Origin of the sequence: Pseudomonas sp. BF-R-01, from assembly GCF_019946615.1 — a bacterium.
In the GTDB taxonomy this organism is placed as follows: domain Bacteria; phylum Pseudomonadota; class Gammaproteobacteria; order Pseudomonadales; family Pseudomonadaceae; genus Aquipseudomonas; species Aquipseudomonas migulae.
The window spans coordinates 1-22,707 of record NZ_JAGYFX010000097.1 but is presented as its reverse complement, the minus strand read 5'-3'; the positions used below and the strand labels follow the sequence as shown (position 1 = coordinate 22,707).

Annotated in this window: 23 protein-coding genes; 16 read left to right on the top strand and 7 right to left on the bottom strand. The window is 60.6% G+C overall.

All coding sequences use genetic code 11. From position 1 onward, the window contains the following. Window positions 1-216: 216 nt before the first annotated feature. Both KGB27_RS25450 and KGB27_RS25445 read right to left on the bottom strand, forming a co-directional pair. Window positions 217-1,710 carry a CoA-acylating methylmalonate-semialdehyde dehydrogenase gene (locus KGB27_RS25450; RefSeq protein WP_008031364.1) on the bottom strand — a complete coding sequence of 498 codons (1,494 nt, stop codon included), beginning with the start codon at window positions 1,708-1,710 and terminating at the stop codon, window positions 217-219. 64 nt (window positions 1,711-1,774) lie between these two features. After that, window positions 1,775-3,124, bottom strand: a complete 1,350-nt coding sequence (locus KGB27_RS25445; protein ID WP_223556758.1) for an aspartate aminotransferase family protein — start codon at window positions 3,122-3,124, stop codon at window positions 1,775-1,777. A 124-nt stretch (window positions 3,125-3,248) separates the two neighbouring features. Between KGB27_RS25445 and KGB27_RS25440 the strand changes: the two genes are divergently transcribed. From KGB27_RS25440 to KGB27_RS25415, 6 genes are all read left to right on the top strand, one after another. Beyond that, on the top strand, window positions 3,249-4,169 hold the full coding sequence (locus tag KGB27_RS25440; protein WP_008031360.1) for a LysR family transcriptional regulator: 921 nt from the start codon (window positions 3,249-3,251) through the stop codon (window positions 4,167-4,169). Between the two features lie 223 nt (window positions 4,170-4,392). After that, window positions 4,393-5,043, top strand: coding sequence for a TetR/AcrR family transcriptional regulator (locus tag KGB27_RS25435; protein ID WP_008031358.1), 651 nt, complete (start codon window positions 4,393-4,395; stop codon window positions 5,041-5,043). 7 nt (window positions 5,044-5,050) lie between these two features. Then, complete coding sequence (locus KGB27_RS25430) at window positions 5,051-5,632, top strand: IMPACT family protein (protein WP_207284792.1); 582 nt, start codon at window positions 5,051-5,053, stop codon at window positions 5,630-5,632. Between the two features lie 530 nt (window positions 5,633-6,162). Then, window positions 6,163-7,728, top strand: coding sequence for an ABC transporter ATP-binding protein (locus KGB27_RS25425; protein WP_223556756.1), 1,566 nt, complete (start codon window positions 6,163-6,165; stop codon window positions 7,726-7,728). Between the two features lie 11 nt (window positions 7,729-7,739). After that, a complete protein-coding gene (locus KGB27_RS25420; RefSeq protein WP_223556754.1) occupies window positions 7,740-8,846 on the top strand; it encodes an ABC transporter permease in 1,107 nt (368 codons plus the stop codon). Continuing rightward, window positions 8,846-9,772 carry an ABC transporter permease gene (locus tag KGB27_RS25415; protein ID WP_008031350.1) on the top strand — a complete coding sequence of 309 codons (927 nt, stop codon included), beginning with the start codon at window positions 8,846-8,848 and terminating at the stop codon, window positions 9,770-9,772. The genes KGB27_RS25420 and KGB27_RS25415 overlap by 1 nt, the downstream gene beginning before the upstream one ends. A gap of 49 nt (window positions 9,773-9,821) precedes the next feature. On the opposite strand, the gene KGB27_RS25410 is transcribed toward KGB27_RS25415, so the two are convergent. Beyond that, the gene (locus KGB27_RS25410; protein ID WP_223556752.1) at window positions 9,822-10,253 is read right to left on the bottom strand and encodes a hypothetical protein; all 432 of its coding nucleotides are present in this window, start codon (window positions 10,251-10,253) and stop codon (window positions 9,822-9,824) included. An 82-nt stretch (window positions 10,254-10,335) separates the two neighbouring features. On the opposite strand from KGB27_RS25410, the gene KGB27_RS25405 reads away from it, so the two are divergent. The 6 genes from KGB27_RS25405 (at window position 10,336) to KGB27_RS25380 (ending at window position 16,592) form a co-directional block, all read left to right on the top strand. Beyond that, complete coding sequence (locus tag KGB27_RS25405) at window positions 10,336-10,686, top strand: MerR family transcriptional regulator (protein ID WP_008038769.1); 351 nt, start codon at window positions 10,336-10,338, stop codon at window positions 10,684-10,686. Window positions 10,687-10,711: 25 nt separating this feature from the next. Beyond that, window positions 10,712-11,398, top strand: coding sequence for an SDR family oxidoreductase (locus KGB27_RS25400; RefSeq protein WP_223435139.1), 687 nt, complete (start codon window positions 10,712-10,714; stop codon window positions 11,396-11,398). A gap of 259 nt (window positions 11,399-11,657) precedes the next feature. After that, a complete protein-coding gene (locus KGB27_RS25395) occupies window positions 11,658-13,016 on the top strand; it encodes an 8-oxoguanine deaminase (RefSeq protein WP_223556750.1) in 1,359 nt (452 codons plus the stop codon). 351 nt (window positions 13,017-13,367) lie between these two features. After that, complete coding sequence (locus KGB27_RS25390) at window positions 13,368-14,450, top strand: BMP family ABC transporter substrate-binding protein (protein ID WP_223556747.1); 1,083 nt, start codon at window positions 13,368-13,370, stop codon at window positions 14,448-14,450. Between the two features lie 141 nt (window positions 14,451-14,591). Then, window positions 14,592-15,557: an isopenicillin N synthase family dioxygenase gene (locus KGB27_RS25385; RefSeq protein WP_223556745.1), complete on the top strand. Its 966-nt coding sequence runs from the start codon at window positions 14,592-14,594 to the stop codon at window positions 15,555-15,557. An 81-nt stretch (window positions 15,558-15,638) separates the two neighbouring features. Next, window positions 15,639-16,592 carry an adenosine deaminase gene (locus tag KGB27_RS25380; RefSeq protein WP_008031333.1) on the top strand — a complete coding sequence of 318 codons (954 nt, stop codon included), beginning with the start codon at window positions 15,639-15,641 and terminating at the stop codon, window positions 16,590-16,592. A 125-nt stretch (window positions 16,593-16,717) separates the two neighbouring features. Here KGB27_RS25380 and KGB27_RS25375 read toward each other — a convergent pair whose 3' ends face one another. Both KGB27_RS25375 and KGB27_RS25370 read right to left on the bottom strand, forming a co-directional pair. Continuing rightward, complete coding sequence (locus tag KGB27_RS25375) at window positions 16,718-17,452, bottom strand: ArsR/SmtB family transcription factor (RefSeq protein ID WP_008038764.1); 735 nt, start codon at window positions 17,450-17,452, stop codon at window positions 16,718-16,720. 316 nt (window positions 17,453-17,768) lie between these two features. Beyond that, window positions 17,769-18,698: a LysR family transcriptional regulator gene (locus tag KGB27_RS25370; protein ID WP_008038763.1), complete on the bottom strand. Its 930-nt coding sequence runs from the start codon at window positions 18,696-18,698 to the stop codon at window positions 17,769-17,771. 118 nt (window positions 18,699-18,816) lie between these two features. Here KGB27_RS25370 and KGB27_RS25365 point away from each other — a divergent pair, with 118 nt between their 5' ends. The 3 genes from KGB27_RS25365 (at window position 18,817) to KGB27_RS25355 (ending at window position 20,458) form a co-directional block, all read left to right on the top strand. Then, the gene (locus KGB27_RS25365) at window positions 18,817-19,110 is read left to right on the top strand and encodes a putative quinol monooxygenase (RefSeq protein WP_008038762.1); all 294 of its coding nucleotides are present in this window, start codon (window positions 18,817-18,819) and stop codon (window positions 19,108-19,110) included. A gap of 29 nt (window positions 19,111-19,139) precedes the next feature. Further along, window positions 19,140-20,153, top strand: coding sequence for a zinc-binding alcohol dehydrogenase family protein (locus KGB27_RS25360; protein ID WP_008031324.1), 1,014 nt, complete (start codon window positions 19,140-19,142; stop codon window positions 20,151-20,153). 134 nt (window positions 20,154-20,287) lie between these two features. Then, window positions 20,288-20,458: a hypothetical protein gene (locus tag KGB27_RS25355; RefSeq protein WP_008038760.1), complete on the top strand. Its 171-nt coding sequence runs from the start codon at window positions 20,288-20,290 to the stop codon at window positions 20,456-20,458. Window positions 20,459-20,466: 8 nt separating this feature from the next. Here the strand turns inward: KGB27_RS25355 and KGB27_RS25350 are convergent, their stop codons facing one another. Both KGB27_RS25350 and KGB27_RS25345 read right to left on the bottom strand, forming a co-directional pair. Further along, a complete protein-coding gene (locus tag KGB27_RS25350; protein ID WP_008031320.1) occupies window positions 20,467-21,663 on the bottom strand; it encodes a multidrug effflux MFS transporter in 1,197 nt (398 codons plus the stop codon). Between the two features lie 236 nt (window positions 21,664-21,899). Further along, on the bottom strand, window positions 21,900-22,097 hold the full coding sequence (locus tag KGB27_RS25345; RefSeq protein ID WP_008031318.1) for a cation transporter: 198 nt from the start codon (window positions 22,095-22,097) through the stop codon (window positions 21,900-21,902). 147 nt (window positions 22,098-22,244) lie between these two features. Between KGB27_RS25345 and KGB27_RS25340 the strand changes: the two genes are divergently transcribed. Continuing rightward, window positions 22,245-22,628, top strand: coding sequence for a hypothetical protein (locus tag KGB27_RS25340; RefSeq protein WP_008038759.1), 384 nt, complete (start codon window positions 22,245-22,247; stop codon window positions 22,626-22,628). Window positions 22,629-22,707 lie beyond the last annotated feature (79 nt).

Sequence of the window (22,707 nt, the reverse complement as noted above, 5' to 3'; positions counted from 1 at the left end):
CTGGGCTTCGATGACCTGAAGCAACTCGCTGTCGAAAACTGCGTAACTCTTTGTTTACCAAGGAGTTTTTCGTTTCGACTGCGCCGGAAGTGGGGCGAATTATAGACTTCCAGAATCTGCCGTCAACACCTATTTTCACATTTCTGTCATACGGGTCAAAAAAGCCCGAAAACACGAAGGCCGAGCCCCAAGGGGCTCGGCCTTCTTCCCTTCTACTTACAAGCTAGGGAATGCGAATTGCGATGCTTCATGGCTCGCACGCTGTGGCCAGCGCTGAGTAATGGCCTTGCGACGGGTGTAGAAGCGCACGCCATCCGGGCCATACGCATGCAGATCGCCGAACAGCGAACGCTTCCAGCCGCCAAAGCTGTGATAAGCCACCGGCACCGGCAACGGCACGTTGACGCCAACCATGCCGACTTCGATCTCATCGCAGAACAACCGCGCCGCCTCGCCATCACGGGTAAAGATGCAGGTGCCGTTGCCATACTCGTGATCGTTGATCAGTTGCATCGCCTCTTCCAGGCTGTTTACCCGGACAACGCACAGCACTGGCCCAAAGATCTCTTCTTTATAGATACGCATCTCTGGCGTGACGTTATCGAACAGGCAACCGCCCAGGAAGAAACCTTCTTCATGACCGGCGACGCTCAGACCACGACCGTCCACCACCAGGGTTGCACCGGAGGCAACGCCGTCTTCTACATAGCCACTGACTTTGTCACGAGCCTGACCGGTAACCAACGGCCCCATGTCCAGACCACAAGTGGTACCTGCGCCAATCTTCAATGCCTTGATCTGCGGAGTCAGCTTGGCCACCAACGCATCGGCCACCTGGTCGCCAACGCACACGGCCACCGAAATCGCCATGCAACGCTCGCCGCAGGAACCGTACGCCGCGCCCATCAGAGCGCTGACGGCGTTATCCAGATCCGCATCCGGCATCAGCACCGCGTGGTTCTTCGCGCCGCCCAGTGCCTGAACGCGTTTGCCCCGCTTGGTGCCTTCTGCGTAGATGTATTCGGCAATCGGCGTCGAACCGACAAAGCTCAACGCTTTGACTTCCGGCGCTTCGATCAGCGCGTCCACTGCAGCCTTGTCACCATGCACCACGCTCAACACGCCTTTCGGCAGACCGGCTTCCAGCAACAACTGAGCGATCAACAGCGTCGAGCTTGGATCACGCTCGGAAGGTTTGAGGATGAAGCAGTTGCCGCAGACGATTGCCAGCGGATACATCCACAGCGGCACCATCGCCGGGAAGTTGAACGGAGTAATACCGGCGACCACGCCCAATGGCTGGAAGTCCGACCAGGCATCAATGTTCGGGCCGACGTTACGGCTGTACTCGCCCTTGAGGATTTCCGGCGCCGCGCACGCGAACTCGACGTTCTCGATACCGCGCTTCAATTCACCGGCAGCATCTTCCAGCGTCTTGCCGTGTTCTTCGCTGATCAGTTGGGCGATACGTGCTTCGTTCTGTTCCAGCAGTTGCTTGAAGCGGAACATTACCTGCGCACGTTTGGCCGGCGGAGTATTGCGCCAGGCCGGGAACGCAGCCTTGGCCGAGTCGATGGCCTTCTGGATGGTTTCGCGGCTGGCCAATGGCAGTTTGTGAATCGCCTGGCCGGTAGACGGGTTGAACACGTCGGCCGTGCGACCGTCTTCGGTCACCAGTTCACCGTTGATCAAATGCGGGATAAGGCTCATGCGGGGCTCCAGAAAAGTTGTCCACAGGCGCCCGTCAACGGGCGCCTCTATATAGAAGGGGAAATCAGTCGATTTTGTTCAGCACTTCGCCGACCGCGTCAAACAGACGATCAAGGTCTTGCGGCTTGCTGTTGAAGGTTGGGCCGAACTGCAGGGTGTCGCCGCCGAAGCGCACGTAGAACCCGGCTTTCCACAGCGCCATGCCCGCTTCGAACGGACGCACGATGGCATCGCCGTCACGCGGCGCGATCTGGATCGCACCGGCCAGCCCGTAGTTACGAATGTCGATGATGTTTTTCGAGCCCTTCAGGCCGTGCAGTGCATTTTCGAAATGCGGTGCAACGTCGGCCACGCTCTGCACCAGGTTTTCCTTCTGCAGCAGGTCGAGTGCGGCAAGACCAGCGGCGCAAGCCACCGGGTGCGCGGAATAGGTGTAACCGTGCGGGAATTCCACCGCGTACTCAGGCGTCGCCTGGTTCATGAAGGTCTGGTAGATCTCGGAGCTGGCAATCACTGCGCCCATCGGGATCGCACCGTTGGTGACTTGCTTGGCTATGCACATCAGGTCCGGGGTCACGCCGAAGCTGTCAGCGCCGAACATCGAACCGGTACGGCCGAAGCCGGTGATCACTTCGTCGAACACCAGCAGAATGTTGTGCTGATCGCAGATCTCGCGCAGACGCTTGAGGTAGCCCTCAGGCGGAACCAGCACGCCAGCGGAACCGGCCATTGGCTCGACGAATACGGCGGCGATGTTCGAAGCGTCATGCAGCTCGATCAGTTTGAGCAACTCATCGGCCAGAGCGATACCGCCCTCTTTCGGCATGCTGCGCGAGTAGGCATTGCTCGCCAGCAAGGTGTGCGGCAGGTGATCGACGTCCATCATCGCCTGACCGAAGATTTTGCGGTTACCGTTGACGCCGCCCAGGCTGGTGCCAGCGATGTTCACACCGTGGTAACCACGGGCGCGACCGATCATTTTGGTTTTGGTCGCCTGGCCTTTCAGACGCCAGTAAGCGCGGACCATCTTCACCGCAGTGTCAGCGCACTCGGAACCCGAGTCGGTGAAGAACACGTGATTCAGATTACCCGGCGTCAGGTCGGTGATTTTCTCCGCCAGTTGGAACGACAGCGGATGACCGTACTGGAAGCCCGGCGAGTAATCGAGCGTGCCCAACTGCTTGGCAACCGCTTCCTGGATTTCCTTGCGGGTGTGCCCGGCGCCGCAGGTCCACAGACCGGACAGCGAATCGTAGACCTTGCGACCCTTGTCGTCCGTCAGCCAACTGCCTTCAGCCGCCACGATCAGTCGCGGATCGCGCTGGAAATTTCGGTTGGCGGTGTAGGGCATCCAGTGAGCATCGAGCTTGAGCTGGCTGGCCAGGGAATTCGGGGCGTTTTCAGGCAAGTTCATGGGCAAAACCTCGCAAGGCAATAAGCGGCGTGGAGATGAAAAGCGTTCTTGCAGCTAAATTGCCACGGGGATAAAGTCGGTGAAATCCAACTTTTCTAACGTTCAGTCAGGCCAGCGCTAAACTATGAGCACTCGACGCCCCGATCCGCTGGCACAAGTCAGCGACTTTGATATCCGCTTGCTGCGGATTTTTCGCAGCGTGGTGGAATGCGGTGGTTTCTCGGCGGCGGAGTCGGTGCTCGGGATCGGCCGCTCGGCGATCAGCCAGCAGATGAGCGACCTGGAACAGCGCCTCGGCCTGCGCCTGTGCCAACGAGGTCGCGCCGGGTTTTCCCTGACCGAAGAAGGTCGCGAGGTGTATCAATCGGCATTGCAGCTATTGAGTGCGCTGGAAAGTTTCCGCACCGAGGTCAACGGTCTGCACCAACACCTGCGCGGCGAATTGACCATCGGCCTCACCGATAACCTGGTCACCCTGCCTCACATGCGTATCACTCATGCATTGGCGCAATTGAAGGAGCGCGGGCCGGACGTGCAGATTCAGATCCGCATGATCGCGCCCAATGAAGTCGAGCAAGGCGTGCTCGACGGCCGCTTGCATGTCGGCGTGGTGCCGCAGGCAAGCGCCCTGTCGGGGCTGGAATATCAGCCGCTCTACAGCGAACGTTCGCTGCTGTATTGCGCGGTTGGTCATCCGTTGTTTTATGTCGACGACAAACAACTGGACGATGAGCGCCTCAACAGTCAGGACGCCATCGCCCCGACCTTCCGCTTGCCGGCCGAGATTCAGGCGCATTACCAGGCACTCAATTGCACCGCCAGTGCGTCAGACCGCGAAGGCATGGCGTTTCTGATTCTCACCGGGCGCTACATCGGTTACCTGCCGGACCACTACGCCAGCCTCTGGGTGCAGCAAGGGCGCTTGCGCGCGCTGAAACCGACAGCACGGTTTTATGACTTGAGCCTTGCATCGGTGACACGCAAGGGACGTCGCCCGCATTTGGTGCTGGAAAGCTTTTTGGAAAGCCTGGCCGCAACACGTTGAATAAGGTGGAAACCTGTAGGAGCGAAGCTTGGTCCGGGCGGCGCTCCGACGAAGGCGTCGGCTCAATCAACATCAATGTTGAATGTTAAGACGCCTTCGCGAGCAAGCTTCGCTCCTACGGGGATTTGTGGTGGTCAGGTTTTATCGTGTCGGGACTTGTCTGGAGCCTGTGGTTGCGCTATCAACGCATTGGTTGCACCCACCCACCTGTTCGGAAGTGCCTATGACCTTTGAAGTCCCCGCTCACGGCGGCAAACCTGCCAGCCGCATTCGTCAGAAGAACGAAGAGACCATCATCAAAGCCGCCGAAGACGAGTTCGCCCGTCACGGGTTCAAAGGCACAAGCATGAACACCATCGCCCTGAATGCCGGGTTGCCCAAGGCGAACCTGCATTACTACTTCACCAATAAGCTGGGGTTGTACGTGGCGGTGTTGAGCAACATCCTGCAGTTGTGGGACAGCACTTTCAACACCCTCACCGCCGAGGATGATCCGGCCGAAGCGCTGACGCGGTACATTCGCGCCAAGATGGAATTCTCCCGCCGCCAGCCGCAAGCCTCGCGAGTCTTCGCCATGGAAGTGATCAGCGGCGGTGAGTGCCTGACCGAATATTTCAACCAGGATTACCGCGCCTGGTTCCAGGGCCGGGCGGCGGTGTTTCAAGCGTGGATCGACGCTGGCAAAATGGACCCGGTCGACCCGGTCAACCTGATCTTTCTGTTGTGGGGCAGCACCCAGCATTACGCCGACTTTGCCACGCAGATTTGCCGGGTCAGCGGCCGCACCAAGCTGACCAAGCAAGACATGGAAGACGCTGGCGACAACCTGATCCGCATCATTCTCAAAGGCTGCGGCCTGACTCCAGCCATTTAAGACTCTTATGCCTTTTACCCTCAGCGACTTTTGCGAATACCGCGAAGAGATTCGCAAAAGCCGCTTCATCACCTTCGCCGCACCGATCAGCAGCCCTGCTGAAGCCCAGGCGTTCATCGAGCAGCACAGCGATCTGAACGCCACGCACAATTGCTGGGCGTGGAAACTCGGCGCCCAATACCGCAGCACCGATGACGGAGAGCCTGGCGGCACCGCCGGGCGCCCGATTCTGGCGGCCATCGATGCACAGGATTGCGACCAGGTCGCGGTGCTGGTGATCCGCTGGTATGGCGGCATTCAACTCGGCACCGGCGGCCTCGCCCGGGCGTATGGCGGCGGCGCGAACAAGTGCCTGCAAGCGGCACCGAAAATTGAGCTGATCAGCCGCGTACCGCTGAGTTGCGCCTGCGGGTTTGGCGAACTGACGCTGGTGAAACTGCGGGTGGCCGAACTTGGCGGGTTGGTCGTGGAGGAAACGTTCACGGCCAACGGTGTGGAGCTGAAATTGGCGATGGGCGAAGCGCAGATCGACACCCTGCAAACGCAACTGGCCGATTTGAGTCGCGGGCGCATTCTGTTGCAGCGCTGAGCGCACCAACAACGCTCAACGCCCTTCCATCGATCCCGTGTATTTGCCCACATCTACTGTGCACCCGGCTGTGGATAACCTGAGCACATACCGCTGTAACCCTTCTGTCATGCGGCTTTGCGGGCATTGCTCACTTTTTGTCCAATACGCATTGAAAAAGACTAAATCCACGTAAAAACAATCAGTTAGCGTGGTTTATCGCCTTTAGAAGAAAGCCGCTCAGTGCTTATGCCCGAGCTTTGCGCTTGCGCACAAATACTGTGGAGCAATCTGTGGATAACCCGTTCATGGCTGGCGCGACCCCATATCCGGCATGGCTTGCAAAGGGTTGCTCGTTTTTTGACCAAATCGGCCTGCGCAAAACCGGAGCCTGATCTACTGCTTCGCCCTTATGTGGTGCTGCGTCGGGATCGAAATGTGGCGAAGCGGCGCGCCCGATGCCTTGGCCGGCAAGCATTTTCAATTTTCCTGACTCAATGGCCAGGAAATTGCTTTATCCACAGGCACAACTCCATCGACCCGAGCCTGTTATGCCCAACCCCGTGCCGATCCCCGACCAAACGCCTCGCCTGCAACTGCGCAGAATCAGCAAACGCTACCCGGGTTGCCTGGCCAACGATGCCATCGACCTGAGTATTGCGCCCGGCGAAATCCATGCGCTGCTCGGCGAAAACGGTGCGGGCAAAAGTACGCTGATGAAAATCATCTACGGCGTCACCCACGCTGATTCCGGCGAAGTGATCTGGCAAGGCCAGCACGTGACCATGCGCAACCCGGCTCAGGCTCGCGGTTTGGGAATAGGCATGGTGTTCCAGCACTTCTCGTTGTTCGAAACCCTCAGCGTGGCGCAAAACATTGCGCTGGCGATGGGCGCGGCCGCCGGTACACCGAAACAACTTGAGCCAAAAATTCGCGAAGTGTCCCGTCGCTACGGCATGGCATTGGAACCGGAGCGACTGGTCCACAGCCTGTCGATAGGCGAACGCCAGCGGGTGGAAATCATTCGGTGCCTGATGCAGGACATCCGCCTCCTGATTCTCGATGAACCGACCTCGGTGCTGACCCCGCAAGAGGCCGACGAATTGTTCGTCACCCTGCGCCGGCTCGCGGCCGAGGGCTGCAGCATCCTGTTTATCAGCCACAAGCTCGGTGAAGTGCGCGCGTTGTGCCACAGCGCCACGGTGCTGCGCGGCGGTCGTGTGGCCGGGCATTGCGTGCCGGCGCAGTGCTCGGATCAGCAACTGGCAAAGTTGATGGTCGGGGAAGCGGCCGATCTGATCACCGATTACCCGAAGGTCGTGGGCGGTGATGCATTTTTGAACGTGAGCGCATTGTCGTGGCACAACCCCGATCCGTTTGGCTGCTCGCTGAAGGACATCGACCTGCACGTACGCCGTGGCGAAATCGTCGGCATCGCCGGAGTGGCAGGCAATGGTCAGGATGAGCTGCTGGCGCTGCTCAGTGGCGAACAACGCCTGCACCGCAATGACGGTGCAACCCTGCGTTTTGACGGGCACGCGGTGGCTCACTTGCCGCCGGATGCCCGCCGAAAACTCGGCTTGGCCTTCGTCCCTGCCGAACGATTGGGGCACGGTGCGGTGCCGGAGTTGAGCCTGGCCGACAACGCCCTGCTCAGCGCCTTTCAACAAGGCCTGCTGCGCAACGGGCTGATTCGGCGGGCCAAGGTCAAAACGCTGGCCGAAGAAATCATCCGCCGCTTCGGCGTCAAGACACCCGATGCGCAAACGCCGGCCCGCAGTCTGTCCGGTGGCAACTTGCAGAAATTCATCCTCGGTCGGGAGATTCTTCAGCAACCGAAACTGCTGGTGGCCGCGCACCCGACCTGGGGCGTGGACGTCGGCGCCGCCGCGACCATTCACCGCGCGCTGATTGCCTTGCGCGATGCCGGCGCAGCGATCCTGGTGATCTCCGAAGACCTCGATGAACTGTTCCAGATCAGCGACCGCCTCGGCGCCTTGTGCAGCGGACGCTTGTCGCCGCTCAGGGCGACCGTCGACACCCGCCTGATCGACGTCGGCGGCTGGATGGCCGGCCAGTTCGACGCCCCTCAATCACTTGCCCCCGCAACGGTTTAACGGAGTTTCACATGCTGCTTTCCCTCGAACCCCGTGGCCAGCAATCGCGCCTGATGCTGTGGTGCTCGCCGTTACTGGCGGCGGCCCTGACATTGGGCTGCGGCTCGCTGCTGTTTATCGCGTTGGGCCATGACCCGTTGCTGACCTTGCACACCTTGCTGATCGCCCCGGTCAGCGACTTGTATGGCGTCTCCGAATTGTTGGTCAAGGCGCTGCCAATTCTGCTCTGCGCCTTGGGTCTGGCCGTGGCGTATCAGGCACGGATCTGGAACATTGGCGCCGAAGGCCAGTTGCTGCTGGGCGCGCTGGCCGGCAGTGCGTTGGCGGTGAACATCATCGGTCTGCAAAGTCGCTGGGCATTGGTGTTGATCCTGCTCGTCGGCACGCTGGCCGGCGCGGCGTGGGCCGGGCTGACGGCGTGGCTGCGCACGCGCTTCAATGCCAACGAAATCCTCACCAGCATCATGCTCAATTACATCGCCCTGAACCTGTTGTTGTTCTGCGTACACGGGCCACTGAAGGATCCGGCCGGGTTCAACTTTCCGGAGTCGGCGATGTTTGGCGATGCCAGCCGTTTGCCGTTGTTGATGGAGGACGGTCGAGTGCATGCCGGCGTTTATTTTGCCCTGCTCGCGTTGGTGGCGGTGTGGGTGTTGTTGCAGAAAAGCTTTGTCGGGTTCCAGATCAAAGTGCTCGGGCTGGACAAGCGTGCGGCGGGTTTTGTCGGGTTCCGCGAGAAACGGCTGATCTGGCTGGCGCTGTTGGTCAGCGGCGGATTGGCGGGGCTGGCCGGCGTGTGTGAAGTCACCGGGCCGATTGGTCAGTTGGTGCCGCAAGTCTCGCCCGGCTATGGCTACGCCGCGATCACCGTGGCATTTCTCGGGCGGCTCAATCCGGTCGGCATTCTGTTTTCCAGCCTGTTGATGGCATTGCTGTACATCGGTGGCGAGAACGCGCAGATGAGCATGAATCTGCCGCAAGCGATCACGCAATTGTTCCAGGGCATGATGCTGTTTTTCCTGCTGGCCAGTGACGTGCTGATTCTCTACCGACCGCGTTTGCATTTGCGCTGGACGCGTCGCGCATCAGCCACCGTCGTACAAGCAGGAGCGCTGTGATGGATATCGATCTGTTGAGCAATATTTTCTACGCCATGGTGCGCTGCGGCACGCCGTTGCTGTTGGTGGCGCTGGGTGAATTGATCTGTGAGAAGAGCGGCGTCCTCAACCTCGGCCAGGAAGGCATGATGCTGTTTGGCGCGGTGATCGGTTTTATCGTCGCGCTGAACAGCGGCAACCTGTGGCTTGGCGTGTTGCTGGCGATGCTCGCCGGGATGTTGCTGTCGTCGCTGTTTGCGTTGGTGGCGCTGGTGTTCAACGCCAATCAGGTGGCCACCGGGCTGGCACTGACGATCTTTGGTGTGGGCCTGTCAACTTTTGTCGGTGCGGCGTGGGTCGGTAAACCGCTGGCGGGTTTTGAACCGGTGGCGATCCCTTTACTCAGCGAGATCCCGCTGATCGGGCGGATGCTGTTTGCACAGGATCTGCTGGTGTATCTGTCGTTCGCGTTGTTTGCGCTGGTGGCGTGGGTGATTGTGAAAAGTCGTGTCGGGCTGATCATTCAGGCCGTCGGCGAAAACCCGGATGCGGCCAGTGCGATGGGCTTGCCGGTGTTGGGCGTACGGACGCTGGCGGTGCTGTTCGGCGGCGCGATGGCGGGTTTGGCCGGGGCGTATCTGTCGCTGGCCTACACGCCGATGTGGGCGGAGAACATGAGCGCCGGTCGCGGCTGGATTGCCCTGGCGCTGGTGGTGTTTGCCAGTTGGCGGGTGTGGCGATTGCTGCTGGGGGCGTATCTGTTCGGGCTCGCCAGCATCCTGCACCTGGTGGCGCAGGGGTTGGGGCTGGCGATCCCGTCGAGTCTGCTGGCGATGCTGCCGTATGTCGCGACGATTGTGGTGTTGGTGCTGCTGTCGCGGGATGCCGTGCGCACACGGTTGTATGCGCCGGTGTCGTTGGGGCAGCCTTGGCAGGGTGGGCATTAGGGGTTGTCTGCTCCGGCCCCTTCGCGGGCAAGCCTCGCTCCTACGGGTGTTATGCAAATCCTGTAGGAGCGTGGCTTGCCCGCGAAAGCGTCCGCACTGGCAACACCTGAGCCACGCCCCACGCCAATTCAAAGACCAGAAAAATCACCAACAGCGAACTGGCGCCATGGAGCAAAGCATAGAGCTGCCAAGTGGAGAACAGGAATCTGCCCACCGCGTCATACCGGCCATAAACCTGCTGCGGATCACGAATCCGCAGCACCGACCACACGCACACGATCGAGCCCAACAGGTTCGCCATCAACATGTGCATCGGCTCAAACGCCGGCAGTTCGCCGGGCAAATCCAAAGCCTGACTCAAACCCGCCAACAACCCATGCAACGCAGTAAAACTCCACGGCGTGACAAACGCCGCCGTCACGATCAAGTCATACCAGGCGCTGCCCCGCACCACGCGGCGATATTGCGTTGAAGTCCACATCGGCACTGCTCCATAAATTCAGGGAGCAACAAGCCTAAAGCCTGGAGTATGCTCCAGGGTCAAGCCCTCTCGAGACATCAACATGCGCATCGGTGAATTAGCCCAGGCCAGCGCCGTCAGCCGCGACACGCTGCGCTTCTACGAGCAGCGCGGATTGATCGCGGCGCAACGTAGCGCCAACGGTTATCGCGAATATCCGGATGACATGGTGCAACTGGTGCTCTACATCAAGACCGCTCAACGGCTGGGCTTTACCCTCGGCGAGATCGGCAACAGCGTCGCCGCGTTGTGGCGGTCGCCCGATCCGGACAGCGCCGTCACGCAATTGCTGCAAGACAAACTCAAACTGATCGAAACCCGAATGGACGAACTCGGCGCGTTGCGCAACGAGCTGCAACAACGGCTCGGGCAACGTTGTCCATTAAATCCGTGATCCTCATTCATCAAGGAAGCCACACATGTCCACGGCAAAAACCGCACTCATCATCGGCGCCTCCCGGGGCCTGGGCCTCGGTCTGGTGAAAACCCTGCTGGCCGACGGCTGGCAAGTCACCGCCACCGTGCGCAACCCGCAGAACGCCGACGCCTTGCAGGCGCTGGGCAAGGTGCGGATCGAAAAACTCGACATGGATGATCAGCAGGCCGTCATTGCCCTGAGTCAGCAGCTCAAGGGCGAAGTGTTTGATCTGTTGTTCGTGAATGCCGGCGTAAAAGGCCCTGACGTGCAGACGCCGGGCGGTGCGACGCTGGCGGAAGTGGGTCAGTTGTTCTTCACCAATGCGGTGGCGCCGATCAACCTGGCTCAGCGGTTTGCCGGGCAGATTCGCCCGGACAGCGGCGTGCTGGCGTTCATGAGTTCGGTGCTCGGCAGCGTGACCATGCCGGACGCGCCGGAACTGGCGTTGTACAAGGCGAGCAAGGCTGCATTGAACTCGATGACCAACAGCTTTGTGACGCAATTGGGCGATCAGAAACTGACGGTGCTGTCGCTGCATCCGGGCTGGGTGAAAACCGACATGGGCGGTGAAGGCGCCGATATCGACGTGGAAACCAGTGTGCGCGGGTTGGTGGATCAGGTGAATGCTTACACCGGCAAGGGCGGGCACCACTTCGTGAACTACAGGGGTGAAAACATTCCCTGGTAAACGCCGTCAATCCACTGTGGGAGCGAGCCTGCTCGCGATGGAGTGTCAGTCTACGCCGATGCAGCTGACCCACCATCGCGAGCAGGCTCGCTCCCACAGGTGCGCGTTCCACACGAGGTTCAGTCGTCTGGCCGGACTTGCCTGCAACTGGGTTTTGTTTGACACTGCGCACCTCGTCCCCGCGGCGACCCTGGATCAGCAGACAGGGTAATCACTGAGCTGGCTAACCTGAACCCAACTTTCAGAGGAGCCGGCCAACATGCCTGCGACCCGTACCTGGTTAAAAAACCCCCTCGCGATCTTCACTGCCAATGGCCTCGATGCCCGTGGCGGCCTGGTTGTGCAAGACGGCTTGATCGTCGAAGTGCTCGCCGCCGGCCAGCAACCGTCCGCCCCCTGTGGACAAGTATTCGATGCTCGCGAGCATGTGATCCTGCCGGGGCTGATCAACACCCATCACCACTTCTATCAAACCCTGACCCGCGCCTGGGCGCCGGTGGTCAATCAACCGTTGTTCCCTTGGCTGAAAACCCTGTACCCGGTCTGGGCACGCCTCACCCCTGAAAAACTCGCCCTTGCCACGAAAGTCGCGCTGGCCGAGTTGCTGCTGTCCGGGTGCACCACCGCCGCCGATCACCATTATCTGTTCCCGAAAGGCCTGGAAAACGCCATCGACGTGCAAGTCGAAAGCGTCCGCGACCTTGGCATGCGCGCCATGCTGACGCGCGGTTCCATGAGCCTGGGCGAGAAGGACGGCGGCCTGCCCCCGCAGCAGACCGTACAGGAAGGTGAAGTGATCCTCGATGACAGTCAGCGCCTGATCGCCGAGTACCACGAGCGTGGTGATGGCGCGCAAATCCAGATCGCCCTGGCGCCGTGCTCACCGTTTTCGGTGACCCCGGAGATCATGTCTGCCAGCGCCGAACTGGCAAACAAACTCGACGTGCGCCTGCACACGCACCTGGCGGAAACCCTCGACGAAGAAGACTTCTGCCTGCAACGCTTCGGCCTGCGCACCGTGGATTATCTGGACAGCGTCGGCTGGCTCGGCCCGCGCACGTGGCTGGCGCATGGCATCCACTTCAACCCGGATGAAATCGCCCGCCTCGGCGCGGCCGGCACTGGCATTTGCCATTGCCCGAGCTCGAACATGCGCCTCGCGTCCGGCATCTGCCCGACGCTGGAGCTGACCGCCGCCGGCGCGTTGCTGGGCCTCGGCGTGGATGGCTCGGCGTCCAACGATGCGTCGAACATGATGCTCGAAACCCGTCAGGCGCTGTACATCCAGCGGCTGCGTTATGGCGCCGAGAAGATCACGCCGGAATTGGTATTGGGGTGGGCGACCAAGGGTTCGGCGAGTTTGCTCGGGCGCACCGATATCGGTGAACTGGCGGTGGGCAAGCAGGCGGATCTGGCGTTGTTCAAGCTGGATGAGCTGCGGTTTTCCGGTAGCCATGACCCGGTTTCGGCATTGCTGTTATGTGGTGCGGATCGGGCGGATCGGGTGATGGTGGGAGGCAAGTGGCGAGTGGTCGACGGGCAGGTTGAGGGGCTGGATCTCAAAGGCTTGATCGCCGATCACAGCCAGGCGGCTCGGCAGTTGGTCGCTGGCGTCTGATCGGACGCCTTCGCCGGCAAGCCGGCTCCTACAGGTTATGCGCGATAACTGTAGGAGCCGGCTTGCCGGCGATGCTTTTTAAAGCCCCAATGGCGATGTTGACCACCGACTGACTGCGGGCGTTTCGTGACACCTCAGCGCACCAGTGAATGGCAGCCGGTTTGGCCTGTGCACTTTATTGGCCTTGTGGGCCTCTTCGCGGGCAAGCCTCGCTCCTACAAAAGCAACGCCGACCTGTAGGAGCGAGGCTTGCCCGCGAAGGCCGCTACACGGTTTCGGATATTTGTTGTCCTGTTGGTCAGTAATTTGCATTACCCCCTCCAACCTCAAAACAAAATGGAGTGGGAATTCATGCATAAACGTCCGTTGAAGAAGCTGCTGTGCGCCGTCGCTGCAACCCTCGGTCTGAGCGCCAGCCTGACCGTCAGCGCCGCTGACCCGCTGAAAGTCGGCTTCGTCTACATCGGCCCGATCGGTGATCACGGCTGGACGTATCAGCATGAACAGGGACGCAAGGCGCTGGCCGAAAAATTCGGCTCGCAGATCACCACCCAGTACGTGGAAAACGTCGCCGAAGGCGCCGACGCCGAGCGGGTGATCCGCAACATGGCCAAGGACAACTACGACCTGATCTTCACCACCTCCTTCGGCTACATGAACCCGACCCTGAAAGTCGCGAAACAGTTTCCCAAGGTGACCTTCGAACACGCCACCGGCTACAAGCAGGACAAGAACCTCGGCACCTACCTGGCGCGCACCTATGAAGGTCGCTACGTCGGTGGCTTCCTCGCGGCGAAAATGACCAAGACCAAAAAGATCGGCTACGTCGCCTCGTTCCCGATTCCGGAAGTGATCCGCGACATCAACGCCATTCAACTGGCCCTGAACAAATACAACCCCGGTACCGAGATCAAAGTGGTGTGGGTCAATTCCTGGTTCGACCCGGGCAAGGAAGCCGACGCCGCCAACGCGTTGATCGATCAAGGCGTGGATGTGGTGTTCCAGCACACCGACAGCCCGGCGCCGATCCAGGCCGCCGAGCGTCGCGGGGTGTATGCCGTGGGCTACGCTTCGGACATGGCGCACTTCGGGCCGAAAGCGGTGCTGACCTCGATCGTCAACGACTGGGCTCCGCACTACATTCAGGCGACCCAAAGCGTGATCGACCATGTGTGGAAGTCGCAGGATTACTGGGGCGGCTTGAAGGAAGGCACGGTTGAACTGCCGATCAGCGACCTGGTGCCGGCGCCGGTGAAAGCCGAGGCCGAACAGATCATCGCGGACATCAAGAGCGGTGCGTTGCATCCGTTTACCGGGCCGATCAAGGATCAGGCGGGCGTGGAGAAAATTGCGGCGGGCGCGACGGCGAGCAACGCGGAACTGGCCTCGATGAATTACTACGTTGAAGGCATGAAGGCCGAGATACCGAAGTAACCCTCAAGCCCAACACACCCCCCTGTAGGAGCCGGCTTGCCGGCGATGAGGCCATAAAATTCAACATCAATGTTGAACAGGACGCCGCCATCGCTGGCAAGCCAGCTCCTACAAAAGCTCATTCCATCTCAGGAACGCAGTATGAACAGCCTCCCCATCATCGACATCGCCCCGCTCTACAGCGATGACCAGACCGCCTGGCAATCCGTCGCCACACACATCGACCGCGCCTGCCGCGAGTGGGGCTTTTTCTACATCAAGGGTCACCCGATCAGTGCCGCACGCATCGACGCCGTGCTTGATCACGCCCGACGCTTCTTCGCCCTGCCCGCCGCCGAAAAGCTCAGCATCGACATCACCCAGACCCGACACCATCGCGGCTACGGCGCCATCGCCACCGAACAGCTCGACCCGAACAAGCCCAGCGACCTGAAAGAAACCTTCGACATGGGCCTGCACCTGCCGGCCGATCACCCGCAAGTGCTGGCAGAAAAACCGCTGCGCGGCCCCAACCGTCATCCCTCGATGCCCGGTTGGGAAGCGCTGATGGAGCAGCATTACGTCGACATGCAGGCGCTGGCTCAAACCCTGTTGCGCGCAATGACGATGGCGCTGAACATCGAGCGCGACTTCTTTGACACGCGCTTCCATGAACCGGTCAGCGTGCTGCGGATGATCCACTACCCGCCGCGTCATACCGCCAGCTCCGCAGATCAGCAAGGCGCCGGCGCCCACACCGATTACGGCTGCATCACCCTGCTGTATCAGGACGCGGCCGGTGGCCTGCAAGTGCGTAACGTGCAAGGCGACTGGATCGACGCGCCGCCCATCGAAGGCACTTTCGTGGTCAACCTCGGCGACATGATGGCGCGCTGGAGCAACGACCGTTATCTGTCGACGCCGCACCGGGTGATCAGCCCGTTGGGTGTGGACCGTTACTCGATGCCGTTCTTCGCCGAGCCGCACCCCGACACGCGCATCGAATGCCTGCCCGGTTGTCAGGATGCCCTTCACCCGGCGAAATACCCGGCCACCACCTGCGCCGAATTCCTGCTCTCGCGCTTCGCCGACACCTATGCTTATCGGCGAGAGCAAGAGGCGGGGTAATGAACCTCTTGGTCAGGTTTTACCAATTGTTGCAGTCAGCACCTGTAGAATGCCGCCATTGCACCTGATGAGATTTCTACAATGTACGATTGGCTGAACGCCCTGCCCAAGGCAGAACTGCACTTGCACCTGGAGGGTTCGCTGGAGCCCGAGTTGCTGTTCGCCCTGGCCGAACGCAACAAGATCGCCCTGCCGTGGAGCGATGTCGAAACCCTGCGCAAGGCGTACGCCTTCAACAACCTGCAAGAGTTTCTCGACCTGTATTACCAGGGCGCCGACGTGCTGCGCACTTCGCAGGATTTCTACGACCTGACCTGGGCCTACCTGTTGCGTTGCAAGGCGCAGAACGTGATTCACACCGAACCGTTCTTCGACCCGCAGACCCACACCGACCGTGGCATCCCGTTCGAAGTGGTGCTCAACGGCATCGCCGCCGCACTGAAGGATGGCGAGCAGCAACTGGGCATCACCAGCGGTTTGATCCTGAGCTTCCTGCGTCACTTGAGCGAAGAACAAGCACAGAAAACCCTCGATCAGGCGCTGCCGTTCCGCGATGCGTTTGTGGCCGTCGGCCTGGACAGTTCGGAAATGGGTCACCCGCCGAGCAAGTTCCAGCGCGTGTTTGATCGCGCCCGTCACGAAGGCTTCCTGACCGTCGCCCACGCCGGTGAAGAAGGCCCGCCCGAGTACATCTGGGAAGCCCTCGACTTGCTGAAAATCCAGCGCATCGACCATGGCGTACGCGCCATCGAAGACGAGCGCCTGATGCAGCGGATCATCGACGAGCAGATCCCGTTGACCGTGTGCCCGTTGTCGAACACCAAGCTCTGCGTGTTCGATCACATGTCCCAGCACAACATTCTCGACATGCTTGAGCGCGGCGTGAAAGTCACGGTGAACTCGGACGACCCGGCGTACTTCGGCGGGTATGTGACCGAGAACTTCCATGCGCTGTACACCGATCTGGGCATGACCCAGGATCAGGCCAAACGCCTGGCGCAAAACAGCCTGGATGCGCGGTTGGTCAAACCCTAAGCCACACCGAAAAACCCTGTGGGAGCTGGCTTGCCAGCGATGACGGACTCACATTCAGCATTGATGTTGAATGTGAAGGCCTCATCGCTGGCAAGCCAGCTCCTACAGGGTCCACGTTTCGTCGACTACAACGCCATTTCCAGCTCGGTTTCCTTGGCGAAGCGATGGATTTCACGCTGCCCCGTCGCAGTAACGTGCAAGGCTCGCGAATCGTTCGGCAAACTCAGCCAGCCGGACTGCATGAACAATTGCAGCAACGCCGCGCCGAGTGAACCGCCCATGTGCGGACGTCTTTCGCTCCAGTCGGGGCAAGCGCAAGCGGCTCGACGGGTGCTGTGCGCCAGCGCCTGGACGTACACACCGCGCTTGGCCAATTGCGTGGCGCCCTTGTGGGTGATCGACACCCGCTGCTCGAACTGTTCGATCCAGCCCGTATCCAGCAAACGCTGGTAAAGATCGGCGGCCAAAGTGCCCCCCAAATGATCGTCGCAGAGTCGTGCGCGCAACAGCGACGAAGGTGCCGCCTGAGGTTTGGAGAGAGGTGCGGCGCGTTTGAAAACGTCCGGCATGCCCCGGGGCGTGCTGGCAATCGTCGCACTGGCCAGTGCTTCTATCGCAGCGCCGACTTCGGGCGCGGCCAGGCGAAAAAACCGCTTGCGGCCACGGGTTTCGACTTTCAACAGACCTCCGGCGGACAAACGCCCCAGGTGTGCACTGGCCGAAGACGGTGACAGGCCGGCCAGCAAGGCCAACTCTTCGGTTTGTCGCGCTGAGCCGTCCATCAAGGCCCACATCATTGCGCTGCGCTTTGGGTCAGCCAGCAACGTGGCGATCTGGCTGATGCAAGGTGCATGTTCCATGTATTCACTCCCTGTTGAATCGTTTCGTCTACTGCTCAGAGACATCTTGACCAGTAATGTGTCGTCGGCCAAGACGCGGAAACCGCGACAACCCGGGCAAAGCCACCCACTCACACAAGCCATTGCCTTGAGGGTTTTGCAAAGGCTCGGCGATCGACTGCGGGCCTGGCCGACTCGAACGCGGACTCGCCAAGGCGAGATCGACCGTGCGTACCTGAGGCGAGCGCTAGTATATGCGTGTTAACCGTCGGTTCCTGCCCTCTGAAAACCCTTGGTGGTGATAGTTCCTGAGTGAAATTTCGCTTTTTACCTGCGACTAATGATCGGTGACCGCCAATACCGGAAATTGACTACTTAAACCGGCGCATCGGCTGGCGAGCATTTCCCGCAAAAGGTTCACCGGCTTACTCAATTGTGCGCGATGGGCGCACAGCAAATTCAGCGGTGCGCGCTCACAGATCAGCTCCGGCATCAGCACTTTCAAGCGACCGGCCAACACATCGGCGGCAACATCCAGCCAGGATTTGTAGGCGATCCCGGCGCCCGCCACGGCCCACAGGCGCACCACATCGGCGTCGTCACTGAAACGGTCACCGCTGACGGTCAGGCTGACTTCGCGTTTGCCATCGTGAAAACTCCAGTGATCGTGAACCCGGCTGCCAAGCATGAACAGCAGGCAATTGTGCTGCGCCAGTTGCTCCAGTTGCCGCGGCTCGCCGTGTCGGGCCAGATAGCTCGGCGCGGCACACAGCACGCGGCGGTTGTTCGGTGCGATGGGCAGCGCCACCAGGCTTGAGTCTTCCGGCTCGCCGTAGCGCAGAGCGATGTCCACCGGCTGGCGGAACAGGTCGGCGATGCGGTCGCCCAGCAGCAGGCGCACCGTGAGCTTCGGATGCTCGCGCTGGAACTCGTCCAGCCACGGCAGCAACAGGTTGCGACCGAAATCCGACGGTGCCGACAGCTGCAACACTCCGCTGACCTGGTCCTGACCGCTGGCCAGCAAGCGGCGACCCTCATCGAGGTTGCTCAGGGCCGCCCGGGCGTATTCGAGAAACCCCTCGCCCTCGGCGGTCAGGCGCAGGCTGCGGGTGGAGCGGGCGAGCAACCGCGCACCGAGTTGCTGTTCGATGCGCTTCAACGCCGCACTGGCCACCGCCGCCGACATGTCCATCCCCCGCGCCGCCGCCGACAGACTGCCCAGGTCCGCCGCCCGGACAAACAACTGCAAGTCATCGAAACGCAGCATTTCCAGCCTCGATTATCAAAAAAATATTGAAAGAGACTGCTCTTTTAGCGGGTTTTATCTTGCAGAGAAATAGCCAATCATCTGCCCCATCGAAATCACCCCGTTATCGGAGTCGAACATGTCCCAGCCGTTTACCGCCATTGCCACCCTGATCGCCAAAACCGGTCAGCAAGACGCCCTCGAACAGCACCTGCGTGCACTGCTGGAACCGACCCGCGCCGAAGCCGGTTGCAGTCAATACGACCTGCATCAGGACCTGGCCAATCCGCAGGCCTTCTACATGATCGAGCAGTGGAGCAGCGACGAAGCGCTGCAAGCCCATGACGCCAGTGCACACATCCAGCATTTTCGTGCCACGGCCGGCGACCTGATCGAGCACTTCGATCTCAAACGCCTGCGCGTCGTGGCCTGATTCTCTTAAATACTTTTGCGGAGCCCCTCATGAAAGCCATTGCCTACTACGCCTCGTTGCCGATCAGCGACGCCAACTCCCTGCAAGACATCGAACTGCCAGAGCCGGTTGCCGGCCCGCGCGACCTGTTGGTGGAAGTCAAAGCCATCTCGGTCAACCCGGTGGACACCAAAGTCCGCCAGAACGTGCAGCCTGAAGGTGGCGCGGCCAAAGTGCTGGGCTGGGACGTGGCCGGTGTGGTCAAGTCGGTCGGCAGTGAAGTGACGTTGTTCAAGGCCGGCGACAAGGTGTTCTACGCCGGCTCCATCGCCCGCGCCGGCGGGAATAGCGAGCTGCACGTGGTGGACGAGCGGATCGTCGGCCACATGCCGAAAACCCTCGGTTTCGCCGAAGCCGCCGCGCTGCCGTTGACCGCGATCACCGCGTGGGAGTTGTTGTTCGAACGCCTGCAAGTGCGCGAAGGCAACACCGATGAAGGCCAGAGTTTGCTGATCGTCGGTGCGGCCGGCGGTGTCGGTTCAATCCTTACGCAACTGGCCAGCCAGCTCACCGGGCTGAAGGTCATCGGCACCGCGTCCCGTGCACAAACCCAAAGTTGGGTGCGTGAGCTGGGCGCCGATCTGGTGATCGATCACAGCCAACCGCTGAGCGAAGAGCTCAAACGTGCAGGCGTGAACTCGGTGACCCACGTCGCCAGCCTGACCCAGACCGATCAGCATCTGGATCAATTGGTCGAGGCGTTGGCGCCGCAGGGCAAACTGGCGCTGATCGATGACCCGAAGGCGCTGGACGTGACCAAGCTCAAGCGCAAGAGCCTGTCGCTGCATTGGGAGTTCATGTACACCCGCTCGCTGTTCGAAACCGCGGACATGATCGAGCAACACAAACTGCTCAACCGCGTGGCAGCGCTGATCGATGCCGGGACGTTGAAAACCACGGTGGGCGAGCACTTCGGAACGATCAACGCGGCGAATTTGCGACGTGCGCATGAGCTGCTGGAGAGCGGCAAATCCAAGGGCAAGATTGTCCTCGAAGGCTTCTGAAACAGATTGATACAAGTGTCGTCCGAATGGACGACACCGTCAGTCCGAAGGTTGACCGCTGTCATCATTGTGGTCGTATTCGGGTCTACAATCGTGTCCTCTGCGATGCAATCTTTTAACCGAGGAGGTCAGCAATGAAGATCCTGATAAAAGAATTGGCAAAATCCCAGTGGCAGGTCCGCCTGGACCAACACGCGGTGACGTTCCGTAGCGAAGCCGAAGCGCGCGAGTTCACCCGAACCCTCGAAGCACGATTGCACGCCCCTCATCAGATTCCCGTCCAGCAGCAACGCGCTGCCGGCTGAGACCTTCCTCACACCTGGGCTTTCACCAATGCCCGGGCATTTTGCAGACGCCGGGTGAGCATCGCTATGCTCACCACCAGAACTCCGCACAGGCTGATGACCATGGCCATCGGCATGGCGCTGCCGTCGTACAAAATACCCACGAGCGACGCGGCTCCGGCGGCGACGCTGAATTGCAGGCAACCGAGCATTGCCGACGCACTGCCGGCGCGCGCGCCCTGCCCGTTCATGGCGCAAGCCGAGGCGTTGGGCAGGATGCAACCGAGGCTGGCGATGCAGATAAACAGCGGAATCAGCAGCGGCCACAATTGCTCGGTGTGCAGCGAACTGACCGCGAGCAGCGTCAGGCCCGCCGCGAGGTAGATCCATACGGTGCGCGCCAGCAGGAACGCCGGGCCACGCTTGGCCAGCAACCGTGCGTTGACCTGCGCCACCAGAATGAACCCCGCCGCATTGGTGCCGAACAACCAGCCGAAGTGCTCGGCCGGCACGCCGTAGAGTTTGATGAAGACGAACGGCGAACCGGCGATGTAGGCAAACATCCCGGCGATGGCGATGCCACCGGTCAGGGCGTGACCGAGGTACACCGGGTCCGACAACAGACGACCGTACTGACGCAACGCGCCCGACAATGGCTGGCGTGGCATATTCGCCGGCATGCTTTCCGGCAAGCCGAGCGCCACGGCCAGCCCGGCCAATGCACTGAAACCGGTCAGCACCAGGAAGATCGACTGCCAGCCCGTGGTGTTGACCAGCAACCCGCCGAGCATCGGCGCGAGAATCGGTGCCAGGCCCATGACCAGCATCAGTTGTGAAAAGACTTTCGCCGACCCTACCGCATCGCATTTGTCACTGACGATCGCCCTTGAAATCACCATCCCCGCACAACCGCCCAGCGCCTGGACGAACCGCGCGCCGAGCAGCCATTCCAGGTTCGGCGCATAGGCGCACGCCAGGGAAGCGACGGTGAACAGACCGACACCCGTCAGCAACGGAATACGCCGACCAAAACGATCCGCCACCGGGCCGTACATCAGCTGACCGATGGATAAACCGAGGAAATACGCCGCCAGCGTCAGTTGAACGTGCTGCTCATCGGTGCCGAACGCCAGCGCCATGGCCGGAAACGCCGGCAGATAGAAATCGATTGCCAGCGGGCCAAAAGCGCTAAGTGCGCCAAGAATCAAAATGGTACGGAAGTTCATCGGGTATCCAGTGGGACGGAGGTCGGCGGGCACACAGTCTAGCCGCGCATCGACGCCTTGAACATTCCGATAGCTCGCTAACTATTAAAAACCCCAGAAAAAACACCGGCCCTTGTAGGAGCAGAGCTTGCTCCGGGCGGCGTTCCGACGAAGGCGGTGGGTCAGCCACGTCAATGCCGTCTGACAAACCGCATTCGCGAGCAAGCTTCGCTCCTACAGTGGTTTTGCGTTTGGCCTTAAGCGACTTTCACTTCGTAGCCTTCCTCGCTGATCGCGGCGATCACTTGATCCGCGGTCAACGCACTTTCGACGCCGACTTCCTTTGCCGCCAGATCGACCCGCACGCTGGCCGCAGGATCCTTGGCTTGCAGCGCTTGAGTGATGGCTTTGACGCAGTGACCGCAGGACATGCCTTGAACGTTGAACACTTGCATGGAATGACTCCTTTAGTGAGATTGCGAACAGTCTCGAGCTTGCCACCATGGCAAGGTCAAGTTCTGAAGTGAGCTGCCGGGCTGGCAATCGGCGTCGCGCTCGGCCAAGCTGCGTGCATCTATGACTCGATCTCAGGAGATTCAGCCATGCGCTGGTCAGCTCTCAGCCTGTTTGGCTTCCTCAGCCTTTTCGCCGCCGTGCCCTCGGTCAATGCTGCCGGGGAGGATTACGGCGTATTGATCATTTCCCGCGAGCGCCTGGAAGTGTCGACCAACTGCGAAATCGGCGTGTACATCCAGGATCAACTGTCGGCGCGGCTGTTTCAGGAACAAAGCACCTCCTTCAACCTGCCGCCAGGCAACGTTTCGCTGCGCCTGAAATTGCTGCCGGGCCAGGCGCCGGGTTGCAATCCAGGCATGCTGGCGCCGGGCTCGCAGAACATCAGCCTCAAGGCCGGGGATGTGTTGAAGTTCCGGATTGCGATGACGCAGGAAGGCATGTACCTCAAGCCGACAGCCCTCGACTACTGATCCACCACGATTTTGTAGGAGCGAGGCTTGCCCGCGAAGGCGTCGTATCAGTCGACAAGGATGTGTCTGAAATACCGCC